The organism is Chengkuizengella marina (assembly GCF_009910845.1).
Classification (GTDB): Bacteria; Bacillota; Bacilli; order Paenibacillales; family KCTC-33759; genus Chengkuizengella; species Chengkuizengella marina.
This window is the reverse complement of the sequence record NZ_SIJB01000061.1, coordinates 1-13,551: the sequence shown is the minus strand read 5'-3', so window position 1 is coordinate 13,551 and position 13,551 is coordinate 1. Positions and strand designations below refer to the sequence as shown.

General features: G+C 32.2%; 9 protein-coding genes and 1 pseudogene. All 10 read left to right on the top strand.

Annotated elements, in window-relative coordinates; all coding sequences use genetic code 11:
* Nucleotides 1-4,081 (top strand): S8 family serine peptidase (locus tag ERL59_RS19800; protein WP_160647964.1); only part of this gene is annotated, 4,081 nt, incomplete at its 5' end.
* 12 nt (nt 4,082-4,093) lie between these two features.
* Nucleotides 4,094-8,926 (top strand): RHS repeat-associated core domain-containing protein, encoded by a 4,833-nt coding sequence (locus tag ERL59_RS19795; RefSeq protein WP_160647963.1) that lies wholly within the window; start codon nt 4,094-4,096, stop codon nt 8,924-8,926.
* A 455-nt stretch (nt 8,927-9,381) separates the two neighbouring features.
* Nucleotides 9,382-9,678, top strand: a complete 297-nt coding sequence (locus ERL59_RS19790) for a hypothetical protein (RefSeq protein ID WP_160647962.1) — start codon at nt 9,382-9,384, stop codon at nt 9,676-9,678.
* Between the two features lie 93 nt (nt 9,679-9,771).
* A complete protein-coding gene (locus tag ERL59_RS19785) occupies nt 9,772-10,722 on the top strand; it encodes an ADP-ribosylglycohydrolase family protein (RefSeq protein ID WP_160647961.1) in 951 nt (316 codons plus the stop codon).
* Nucleotides 10,723-10,819: 97 nt separating this feature from the next.
* Nucleotides 10,820-10,870 (top strand): annotated as a pseudogene (locus tag ERL59_RS21495) (hypothetical protein); the annotation flags it as partial.
* Nucleotides 10,871-10,897: 27 nt separating this feature from the next.
* Nucleotides 10,898-11,341, top strand: a complete 444-nt coding sequence (locus tag ERL59_RS19780) for a hypothetical protein (RefSeq protein WP_235929975.1) — start codon at nt 10,898-10,900, stop codon at nt 11,339-11,341.
* 13 nt (nt 11,342-11,354) lie between these two features.
* Nucleotides 11,355-11,537, top strand: coding sequence for a hypothetical protein (locus tag ERL59_RS21655; RefSeq protein ID WP_160647965.1), 183 nt, complete (start codon nt 11,355-11,357; stop codon nt 11,535-11,537).
* Between the two features lie 11 nt (nt 11,538-11,548).
* Entirely contained in the window at nt 11,549-11,959 is a 411-nt protein-coding gene (locus ERL59_RS19770; protein ID WP_160647960.1) for a hypothetical protein, read from the top strand.
* A gap of 307 nt (nt 11,960-12,266) precedes the next feature.
* Nucleotides 12,267-12,641, top strand: coding sequence for a CDI toxin immunity protein (locus tag ERL59_RS19765; protein ID WP_160647959.1), 375 nt, complete (start codon nt 12,267-12,269; stop codon nt 12,639-12,641).
* Between the two features lie 294 nt (nt 12,642-12,935).
* The gene (locus ERL59_RS19760) at nt 12,936-13,259 is read left to right on the top strand and encodes an HNH endonuclease (RefSeq protein ID WP_160647958.1); all 324 of its coding nucleotides are present in this window, start codon (nt 12,936-12,938) and stop codon (nt 13,257-13,259) included.
* Nucleotides 13,260-13,551: the final 292 nt, after the last annotated feature.

Below are 13,551 nucleotides of genomic sequence, written 5' to 3'. Positions count from 1 at the left end.
TACAGATGCAGGTATTTTAGTGATTGCAGCAGCAGGGAACTTAGGATTAGGGGAAGAAACTTTAATTTTTCCAGCAGGATATCCAGAAAGCATATCTGTTGGTGCTGTTGATGAAAACTTAAAACGAGCAGAATACTCTAGTACAGGTTCAGAATTAGATTTAGTGGCTCCAGGAACATCGATATTAAGTACTTTAAATGACAATACATATGGTGAAATGTCTGGGACATCAATGGCTGTACCTCATGTAACAGGAGCAGCAGCAGTATTGTGGGCTAATGATAAGAAACTAACTTCTGAAGATGTTAAGAATCAATTATTTACAACAGCGGTATCTTTAGGAGATATCACTGAATATGGTTATGGATTAGTAACAATAGAAGAAGATTCCCAAGATATACAAGAATCGAATGAGATAGATGATGAAATTATTGAAGAAGAACCATTGAATGATGTAGAAGAACAAGAAAACTTATTAAATAATTTAGAAGAAACAGAAACACTAAACTTGAATCAGATGACTAGTTCCGCTGTTACTTTGACCCATGATGAGATAAAAAACAACAACATTAGTGGGGGGTTTCATACGGTAGGTTTAAAAAGAGATAAAAGTGTAGTAGCTGTTGGACGGAATGATTTTGGCCAATTAGGAGTTGGTGATTGGAGAAACATCGTGGAAGTGTCAGCAGGATCTAAGCATACAGTAGGATTAAAAATGGATGGAAATGTAGTGGCTGTTGGAGATGATAATTCCGGTCAGTTAGGGGTCGAGGGCTGGACAGATATAGTTGAGGTGTCAACAGGAAATTATAATACTTTAGGCATAAAAAGTGATGGGAGTGTAGTAGGGGTAGGAGCCAATAATTTTGGACAGTTGGAGGTTGAAAGCTGGACAGACATAGTAGAAGTGTCAGCAGGGTATTATCATACGATGGGCTTAAAAAATGATGGGAGTGTAGTAGCAGTAGGATACAATAGTGATGGTCAATTAGAAATTGAAAGCTGGACAGACATAGTAGAAGTGTCAGCAGGAGGATTTCACACGGTAGGCTTAAAAAGCGATGGAAGTGTAGTGGCAGTAGGACGTGATGATTACGGTCAATTAGGAGTCGAAAGCTGGACAGATATAATAGAAGTGTCAGCAGGATATTATCATACAGTAGGCTTAAAAAGCGATGGAAGTGTAGTGACAGTAGGAAGTGACGATTATGGTCAATTAGGAGTCGCCAGTTGGACAGATATTGTAGAAGTGACCGGAGGAATTTATCATACAGTAGGCTTAAAAAGCGATGGAAGTGTAGTGACAGTAGGAAGTGACGATTATGGTCAATTAGGAGTAGAGGGCTGGACAGATATAAAAACTCCCTCAAAAAACGGGGTGGATAATACGCCTGATACTGCTCCAAAAATCATTTTCTCTTCTATTTCTTCTAGTGATGGAGGGGACTTAGCAGGTGAAGGAAGTACGGTAGAATTAACTATTGGATTAAATGAGGGAATTGTGAAGGATCCATATATAACCATCTTGGGGAAACCTACTAATATATCATATACTCGACATAGTCTAGTTGCCTCAGTCAGAGTAACTGAAGAAGATCCTGTTGGTGAAATTGAATTTTCTATACAAGGTTTAGAAGATTACTCTGGCAATATTTCAGAACCAATCACTTCTACTAAAGCTATGGATGGAACTAAACTTACTAGAGTAATTGACACTGATTTAATTTTAATGACAGAGCGATTAGGGTATAACGAACAAATCATATTGGAAAAAGCACAAGAAGTATTAATTCCTCTTTTAGAAGAAAGAGATATAAGATTGGATTTATCTGTTGATACCTTAGGAGGATATGTCCAAAATCCAGTATCTAAATTAGTTAGGACTAACGGGAATTATTACTATAGTAATGATGAAGGTACATTTGGAGTAGATTTTAGAGCTTTTTTTATTCCTAGTATTAATACTGTAATTTTAAAAGATATGGATTTTGATGAGAGTGGGTTTGATACAAAATCTGAGAATCTATATATGGATATAAATGTAATTGATGAGAATGGGGAGATTATTACAATTCATAATGAACGAGTTTGTTCTAAGAAAGATGATCAAGATCCCAATGCTTGTTGGTCAGATTCCTATTTTCCTCCAAATAACCCTAGCCAAGATACTTTATGGGCAGAAATGTTTACATATAGTAATCCCAACAATCTACCTTTGCATTCAATAGGATTTTATGCTTATGTTAATCATGATATTGGTTCTTTTAATAGAGAAATAAGAAATTCAGATACTGGGAACTTAATAAGTGATGAATATATATATGAATATGTATTTGATCCTGAAGACGTAACCTATAAAGAAGCAATACAACTAAATAAGAGTATTACTGGGTCTCTAGACAACTTTTATTGGTATAGTCAAGCAGCTAGAGATGATGATGGAAAAAGTCATACTAGTAACTTCAGGGGTGATATGAATTTTATGATTATTCCTGAGGCTAATTTATTTTACGAAGGACTTCGTGCAGGAAGTGGTCCAGCAGATCCTGGTGTAACACATACTAGGGTTGGCATGGAGATGGTAGTAGACAGTAAAAATTCTGAAGGTAATATTGTCTCAAATGATTTAGATATATCTGGATATTATCATGATCCTGATGATATTGTTAAGGGGTATGCTAGTTCTAATGATGATTTAATGGAGAAAGAAATTAGAGTATATTTACAGGGAAAACATTGTGATGATCACTCTTTAGCAGGAGCTAATGATTGTGACGATACAAGTAGTTTATATCATGAAGGTACAGGAACTCCTATATCGCAATACCCTGTATATACAGGAACTTTTTCTAACAATTACCTTCCATTAGAAATGGATTTAAGGGATGCTGAGGATAGTTTTTATGGTATTTTCTTAGAAACTGATTTAGATACAAGTTTCATTAAAAACGGAATGGATTCTTCAAACTTTGACTTTATTGGTATAGGGAATGATGGGAATAAATCCAGTATTCAATCATTAATAGACTATAATAACGGCATTGGAACCTATATAGATAATTCAAATATTGATGCAGTAATGAATAACTTAGCGGATTACATTATAGAAAGATACTATGGTATTAACCAGCCTACGAATCTACAAGCCATAGCAAGTGACTCAAAAGTTGACCTTACATGGGATATTGTAGAAACAGCAGAGAGCTATAATGTTAAACGATCATCTACTTTAGAAGGACCTTATGAAACCATTGCTGAGAGTATACTGAGTCCTTATTTTAGTGATACAACAGTTGTAAATGGTAACAGTTATTATTACGTTGTAACCTCAATAAGTAATATTGGAGAGAGTCCAAATTCTAATAGTGTTCATGTAATATTAAATAATTTACCTACGTTAAATATTACTTCTCATAGTGATGGACAACAACTACAGGAAAATACAATTACTTTACATTGGGATTATAGTGATTTAGATACGGAAACGCAAGTCGCGTATCAAGTAATTGGTTCACAAGATAATTGGGAAACATGGTCCTATTTTTCTGACATTATATCTACATCCAATACAACACATACGACTCCACAATTAGCAGGAGGAGAATGGAATTTTGGGATCCAAGTATATGATGGAACAAATTGGTCTGGATGGTCGTATGTTAACGATATTCAATTACCTACTTCTTACGAACCCAATGATGATGTAGCTACAGCATATCCGATTGCTTATCATAGCAATTATAATTCAACCATAAGTTCAGAGAATGATTCGGATTTCTATAAGTATATTCCAACTCAAACTGGTGTTGATACTATAACATTTCAATCACCTGAGACTACCAAATATAGTCTACATGTTTATGATGCTGAAATGAATTTAAAAGGAATATTAGTTAATGAACTCTATTATTTAGTAGAAAGTGGACAAACCTACTATATAAAAGTTTTTAGTGAGGACGGTAGTTTTTCAGAGGAATCCTATTCCTTTACAGTAAATCCTTTGGAGCTAAACATTGAAACACAGTACCAATACGATGAGAATGGAAATTTAAAAAATAAACAGACTACTATTCAAAACTAGGGGTGAAATCAGATGAAAAAGAGACAATTTAAATCTATTATTATAACGTTAATTTTAACCTTATTGGTTACTAGTTTTAATATACAAGCAGTATCCCCGTCCGTTTATGCCAAGAATGATAAGGCAAAATCCATTGAGGTGAAAAAGCCTTTAAAATCAGCAAAAAAGAACAAAAAGAATCTTGAGAAACGTTTTAATGTCTCTCAAGAGTTTATTCAAAATGAGTTAAATAAAGGTTATACACTAAAAGACATTGAAGAAGCGTTAAAATATCAGGAGAATAATAATAAAACCTTTAAGGAGAAAAACAGTAAAACCTTTCAAGAAGAAAACAAAATAACATATCAAGAGAGCATAAAAAAGATCAAGCCAAAGTTTATTAATCCATCTAAAAATGCTCAAAGTATCATTCGTAATGAGCTTGTTAATCAAGAAGAAGAGAAAGATAAAAAAAACAAAGAAGGTAAGAAAGATAAGGATGATAAAAAGAAGAATGAGGTTTCAATTTTAGAAGAAGAGGAACCAATTGAACCTGAACCTGATGAAGAAACTTTAAATAATGTCAATTTACAAACGAATGAAGCACCGTATTCTATTAATTTAAAACATGAAACGGTATCTACTTTATCTGGAAGTTTATCAATCCAAGAAACAGACTTTGTTTTACCAGGTAGAAATGGGTTATCTTTTGCTTTAACTAGAACCTATAACAGTGGCTCCTCCCAATTTTATAAATTATCTACTTCAATAGGTCAAGGCACGTATGAAGATGAAATTTTTCCCATTGGTAAGGGATGGAGTTGGAATCTCCCTTACATTGAAGAGATAAATAACAAAAAATATCTAAAACTAGCAGATAGAGGAAGTTATCAAATTACTGGGACTAGTTCTTCAGGGTATAAGCTACAAGGATATAAATTAAATGATCTCACATTTGAATCAGATAATACTGTTACAGTAAACGGGGTTACATCTCGGTATGTGCTTAAATCCATATCTGGAATAAATCAATACTTTGATAGCAGAGGTAAACTGATTCAAATACAAGATGCGTATTCAAATACCATTGATTTTACGTATAACGATTTTGTACTGAGTTCAATTACCGATGCAATTGGTAACACAATTACTATAACGAATACATCATCACAAGTGGTGATTCAATATGGAGAAAAAAGGATCACATATAAAAAAAATAGATTAGGTAGTGTCACACTCTTAAGCCAAGTGATTGATCCATTAGGTAGAGTAACAACTTACGATTACGATTTGAAGCCTGCAGAATATAGCTTAACAAGTACAACCCCTTCAAAAAGCAATCCGTATGCTCTACTCACGGGAGTGACGCATCCAACAGGTTCTAAAAGTATCTATACGTATGGAAATCTTGTAAAGAGATATCTTTCTAAAACTTCTGTAAATGAAGCTTATCGAGTAAGCTCAAGAGAGGAATTAGTATTTTATGAGAATGGAACACAAGAAAGTAAAAATATACAAAACTTCTCTTACAATGGGGACCTTAGCAGTTCTTATGATCAAGACTTAACATTTTCAACGACCTTGAATAGTGGGCAAAAATCAACAACATTCCATTATAAGAAAGATTACATTGATTCTGATAACCCAGCAGATTATTACAATACAGAAGTGGACAAAGAAGCAGGGGACTTAAAAGAAACAACGACGTACATCTATGATGAAGAACGCCAGTTATCATGGTTACCGATTGAAACAAGTAGTCAAACTACGAATATAGTAGATAGTACTACTTCAGATATGGTGACCACATCTGCTGAATATGATGATTACGGAAATGTGATTAGTTCAACGAATCCACTAGGTATTACAACAACATATACCTATGATATAGATACTAAGTTACTAAAAAACATCAGTGAACCTATTAATGAAACGACTCTATATACTTTAATTGAAAGAAACGAACAAGGAAGCATTACCCAAATGCAAGTCTATGAAAATGATGAAACGGGTGAATTGCTACAACAAATCAACTATGAGAATTACGATGCATATGGGAATGCAACTCAAACAAGAGTTGAAAATGGGGAAAAAGATATTCTTGCACAGACGCTATACGGTGAAGATTTTCAATTCGCATACCCGACGATAAAGTCAATGGATGTCACAGATATCGATGGTGTAGTCTCTACGATCTCTACTGAAGCATCATATGATATAACATCTGCACAAACCACACAATATGTGGATGGAAATGGAAATACTAGTTCATACGAGTATGATGCACTAGGTAGAGTGACAAAAGCAATTCATCCAGATGGAAGCTATATTCAAATCGACTTTGATGATGTAGATAATGTGATTGTGAAAACAGATGAAGAAGGAATTAAAACCGTTACAAAATTTAATCCAATAGGTTGGATCACAGAAATTGGCATAATGGAACAAGGTGTATATAAATCTAAAGAAAAGTATGGTTACGATGAATTAGGGAATCAAATTTGGGTAGAAGATGCTCTAGGAAATCGAACTGAATTTATTTATGATGCTTGGGATCGAAATATTGAAACGATTCACTCAGATGGATACCGCTCAACTGTCCAATATGATGACATTCAACATACCGTAACAAGTACTGATCCAGAAAATAATGTATTTCGTACCACTTTTGATGTGCTAGGTAGGACAATAAAAAAAGAAGAACTCACTAATGGAATTAAAGTATTAGCTACTTATCAGTATGATGATATAGGGAACGTCATTTCATCAAATGATGCCAAAGAAAATGTGACTCAATTTGAATATGATTCATTAAATCGTTTAATGGGTGTTATCAATGCAAAATTAGAACATACACAGTATGACTATGATATGGTAGGAAATCTCACTACAATTACTTATGCTGATTCCAATCAATTACAAAAAAAGTATGATGAGCTTGGCAGAATGATTAAAAGAATCGATGCTAAAAATAATGAAGACAGAAACTCATATGATGCCAATGGTAACTTAGTAGAGAGAGTGGATAGAAATGGAGATATATTTACATTTGAATATAGTAATCGAAATTTCTTAATCCAAAAAACAAGTGCCGATGAAACGATTGGATTCACGTATGATTTATCTGGAAAACGCCTATCCATGGTGGATGCAACTGGAACAACTTTTTATGATTATGATGATTATAATGGGTTATTGAATAAAACAACTTATTCAGACGGACGAAATATTCAATATTACTATGATGAATTAGGTAATCGAATTCAAATGACAGATCCGTTTGGTCTAAATTTATATTATGATTATGATGAAAATAATCAATTAAGATCAGTCGGTAAAACGATGCAAAATGCAGAGGCTACCTATTCATACTATACAAATGGGCAACTCCAAAAGATAGAGCAACCTAATGGTATTGAAAGTATTTATACGTATGATGGTTTAAATTTAGATACGTTAACCCATCAAAAACAAGATGGTACAATCATTAATCAATATCAGTATGGATACGATAATAATGGTAATATTACATCAAAAATAGAAAATGAAATTACAAATCAATATGACTATGATGAATTAAATCGTATTTCAACATCTGATGAATTTAATGAAACCTATTCGTATGATGCTAGAGGAAATAGACAGTATCAAACGAGTAATTATGTTGGAAATGATAAAGATGCACAATATGTATTTGATGATCGAGATCGATTGATTCAAGCAACAACAGATGGAAAAACGGTAGAATATATTTATAACGGAGATAACTTACTCGTAGAACGCATTGAAAATGGAGATACAACACGATACTACTATGACGGTGCAGTTATTATTGCAGAAGCAACTGTAGAGGATGGTGAAGCCCGACTAAAGAATAGATATTTACGAGGTAAAGGGTTAGTTACAACAGAAGATGCCTATAACAATCAATATTACTATCTGCAAAATGGACATGGTGATGTTGTAGAATTAAGAGACAGTACTGGGAATACGAAATTAAACCAATATGAATATGATCTTTGGGGTAATCTAGTTACTTCCAATGAAATGGTGCACAATCCATTTCAATACTCTGGTGAATTGTGGGATGATACAACAAACCTGCAATACTTACGAGCACGTTGGTACGACCCAAGTGACGGAAGGTTTATTAATGAGGATACGTATGAAGGGGATATATCTAATCCACTTAGCTTGAATTTGTATGCATATACTTACAACAATCCTTTGCGTTATACTGATCCTAGTGGTAATTGTCCTATCTGTGTGATTCCTGCAATTCCATCAGTAATCGGAGCAGTAGCAGGCGCAATAGAAGCAGCAGCGGTAATAGCAACTGGTGCCTATGCAATAGATAGCATGAATGATGCATTAGAATCAGAAGCTAACGATACAAAAGATATTGCAATTACAATTCCAAATATTTCTGCGGAAGAATTGGAAAAGTTTAGAGAGGATGAAAATAGGTATATTTCATATAGAGCTTTAAATGAAAAAGATTTTGGAAATGTAGCTTCCGGAAAAGGTATCATTGCAAAGAATCCATATGGAATTTGGAGTTTATTAGACCATGTAACTTTAGGTGATAGAGCAGAAGCTTGGCTTAATGACCCTTGGATTTCTACCACAACAAATATTAATGTTGCTAGAGAATTTAATGAGGTAAATAATTATGGCATAGTTGTAATTGATTTAAATAAAGTTCCAGCTAAAAAAGTAAATGTATATAATGAATTCATGTTGTATGGTGATAAATATCAAAATCCTGGAAGAGCTGAAATTGCTATGGAGATGGGTTGGCTTGAACAAGAAGTCTCAGTTTATCAATATATACCACAAGAAGCTATATTGGGGTATATAAAATGAATAATAAATATTAAAAAAATTGGAAGGATTTTTTAATAAAATATGGTTTGTTTGAGGTTTGCGAAAAACATTTTCAAATAATTATTATAGTCATAGTAAAATTTCCTCATAAGTAAAATTATGGGGGATTTTTTTAATTTACTTAGAAGGATTATGAAAGAAGTGGGTGAATATAGTTTTATAAATAAGTGAAAAGTTAATAACATTATTGCCATTATACTTACTTTTAAATTACAATAAATAATAAGCATCTAAAAAGCTGAATTATTTTTAAAAAGAATAAATTAAAAAATAGTATTGCAACTTTTATGAATAATCATATCACAATATTTAGGTTTACAAAATCATATATATGAAATTTGTACCGTGAGGTAATTTTGAAGTAGAACTTTAAGATTAGTGACTGTAATTAGCGTTTTTTTCACCATTAATTTATTAATAAAGGGAGATTCAAAATGAATAATAAAATTGATGTAATAGAAAAAAAAATATTTGAGTTATTAAAAAAAATTATGGCTGATTTGAGACCTGCTAAGATCATTAATAAAAGTACCTTTAATCAATTATATAGAACCTTAGACGAGTTAAAGCCATTAATAAAAGAAGAAGAATATGTAAAAAAGAGTTTGGTAGATAAATTATTTTTTTTACAAAATTTTATGATTGTTCAAGCTGACTATGCAAATTACAGTGATGAATTAATGAAAGAAATTCAAAAAGTAGGAAGTTATTTAGTGGATATTTTTAAATAAATAAGTAGTTAAATTGTAGAAATATAACAGTAAGGCTTCAACAAATATTCTGCAGATTTAAATTTATTTATTGATTAGTTTGGGGGAGATTATATGCTAGAAAAAGTAACGGGAGGACTTTTTGGATTTTGCGTTGGTGATGCTCTTGGTGTTCCAGTAGAGTTTGTAAGTAGACAAAGTTTAAAGAAGAAGCCAGTGATAGATATGAGATGTTACGGGACTCATAATCAGCCTGCAGGTACTTGGTCTGATGATAGTTCATTAACCTTTTGTTTGGTTGAAAGTTTGTGTAATGGATATAATCCCTTCGAAATTGCTCAGTTTTTTTTAAAATGGCTTAAAAATGGGTATTGGACTCCGCATGGTAAAGTTTTTGATATAGGACAAACGACTGTGAATGCTTTATACAATTTTGAAATGAATATGAACCCAATTCATGCAGGTGGAAAAAGTATACATGATAATGGAAATGGCTCATTAATGAGAATTCTCCCATTAGCTTTCTATTTAAGAGATTGTGATGAATCTGAAAGACATACTAAAATACATCAAGTATCAAGCATTACCCATGCTCACCCAAGATCATTAGTTGCTTGCTCCATTTATGTTGAATTCGCATTAAATATTTTAATGGGATTTGATCAAAATGAGTCTTATTTGAAAATGCAAAAATCTATTAAAAGCTTTTTTAGCGGAAGAGTAGGATTTGAAGAAGAGTTGATGCATTTCTCTCAAATATTAGAAGGTGACGTATCCAAATTATCAGAAGAAGATATTGAATCATCAGGATATGTTGTACATACTTTACAAGCAAGTATATGGTCTTTTTTAACAACTTACGATTATAAAAATGCTGTATTGAAATCTATTAATCTTGGAGGTGATACTGATACTACTGGAGCAGTAACTGGAGGAATAGCAGGTCTTTACTATGGATTCAAAGATATTCCGACTAATTGGACTGAACAAATTGTTAAAAAAGAAGAAATTCTAGATTTAATTAATAGATTTTACGAAGTTGTTTCGCAAAGAAGTGGACACTAGAAAATCCATTCAGATATTTAGTTGAATATTGGGACAACAGCACAAATTTGCAATACTTACACGTGCCCGCTAGTACGACCCAAGTGACGGAAGGTTTATTAATGAGGATACGTATGAAGGGGATGTAAGTAATCCTTTATCATTGAATTTGTATACGTATGTAAGCAATAATCCGTTGAGATATATTGATCCTAGTGGACATAGAGAGTGTGAAGGTGCATTTACTTGTGATGTATATTGGGGTTATGACCATCCTGAAAGAGATTGGTCAAATGATGTTTGGGATGCAGCTACAGGTTTCACCAATGTAGTTGCCGATTATTTATTCTTAGAAGATACAGTAACAATTTTAGATTCTGAATCAACAAATATGGAAAAAGGGATGGCTGCCTTCTATCTCTTTGGAGGTAAAGTTTATAAATGGATTGATGATGGACTTAATTTGGTTGGTAAAGGTTTCAAAAATAAAGGGAATACTGTAACAATATATGATACTAAGTTTGCAGTTAATAATCTTTTAAGTAATGGTAAAATCTCTGTGGAAAATTTAAAAAAGATGATTCCTATAGATGTAGTAAATACTTTTAAACCAAGTGATACTATAAAAAGAAGGTTTTAAATATAGATTTGAAATTAATGGTCAAAAGGTTGAAATCAAGTGGCATTCTCCAGATTTAGATGCTAAGGTTAAATACCCTAATAGTAACTCAGGAAATGGTTGGACTGCGCAAATTAAAATTGGCAAAAAATTGTTGGGGCAGGATGGAAAATTGTATAAAAAACCAAATAACTTGACACACATTCCTATTGAATAGGAGAGAGGATTATGAATATAGAATTTTATCAAAATTTACCTGACAGAATGAGTAAATCTGATCTGAAAATACATTTTAATAAGTTACTTCATTTATATAATACAACAAAAGATTATACAAAATTTGAATTTTCAGAAGTGTTGTACCAGTTATCTGAAAGACAATGGTACACTTATGAAGTTTTAGATGGAAAATTACAGATGGAAATCGACAAGCTGACTAAAGAATTATGGGATCAAAATTCCTATGAAGTGGTTGATAATGTTACATCTATAGTGGCTCATTTAGGTTTAAAAGAGAGTTACCAGATAATTAAACAGTCGTTGTCATCTAACCTTGATAATAATATTAAAGGACTTATTGAAGAAACTATTAAAGAATTAGATGGAAATAATGAAGATCCATATTCAGGGATGAATTAAACAAAATACTTAATTCTATTTTGTTTAAAAAATAAATATAGGTTAAAAATATAGACACTTGTTATTTAAACTATTTGAAGAACTACAAGTAAGGATATTTTGTACTTGTGGTTCTTTTTTAACGATATAAGAAATAGGTGGAATTTATGTTTGAAGTAAAATCATATATTCTAATTCCTGGGAAAAATAACTAACTTATATTTAGTTTAATGGATTAAATTGTTATTCCTATTGAAGGTGATGAAGAAGATTTTAATCTCTATTAGAACATTTAAACAGATAATATAGCAAGGAGATGGAGATTAATATGACATTATTTGATGAGTGTATTGAAGCCTTAGGAAGGTCGGCAAGAGTTTTAACAAAAGAAGAAACTGATTCTATCTTCAATCTATTTGAAAAAACATATGAAATAACTTTTTATGGACGAATTGATTGGAAAAAAGAGAGTGGAAAAGAAGTTAGATCAGTTACTGATATTAAAGATCATTTTACTAATATTAGTATTCCTACTTATATATTGTGGGATAATGCCAGAATTCCTGCTGTAGAAGCACAACTAGATAAAATAATTGAAGTGATTGATGATGTAACAGCTTTAAGTTTTGATACATGGTTATTTTCCCCTGAATTAAAAGCTGTAATTGAATTCAGTCATGATAAAATATGGCTAAAGGTTTGATGGAACTATAATTTTTTAGAAATCTATTAGTATTTTCTAAATTTAATATGTTTATCAGTATTGCGAATTTAAGAACTACGAGTAAAGAGAATTCTCGTGGTTCTTTATTTTATTTAAATTATTATGGTGAAGGGAGGATAATACTGATGAAGAGTAAGCTCATGACACACTATTGTATAAATTTAGTATGTGATTACAGATATCGCATAAGGTGCGAGATGGAATGAAATGTCCTAAATGTAAAAGTCCAGTTATGAGTGAGTATCCAAATTTAAAGATTAGGTTGCGAGTTTGATGAAAAAAATGAATAAAGCAGATAAAAAGAAATTCTATGACAGCCAAGCATGGAAAGATTGTAGAAAACTTGTATTAATAAGAGATAATTACTTATGTCAAATCTGTTTAAAGCTAAACAAGCTCACTCCAGCAAATATAGTTCATCATATAGAGCACTTAGAAGATAATCTTAGTCGAGCATTAGACATGGATAATCTATTAAGTGTTTGTTCGTCATGCCATAATAAAGAACATCCAGAGAAAGGAAAGAAGGATCAGAGAAAGAATAAAGCTAGACGGATCAAAGTAATAGAAGTAAAGGCGAATGATGAAGTGATATAAGGAGTGAGAAAACATTAAAAATTACGTGTATTTACTGTGCATAGCCCCCGTACCATCCAACTTGATTTACTATAGCAGAACTACCGGGCCCGCAGCTTCGTTTACACTACGGAAAAAATTTTCATGAAAGGGGGGTAACAAAAAAATGGCTGTACCAACTGCAAAAATAATTCGTGATTATCTTGGAGATTCTTATGAGGAATCCGATGAGGAATTAATTAAAATTTATATTGAAACACACCAATTTTATAGGAGATTGCAAAAGGAAGTGAAGAACTCTGATTTGATGTAT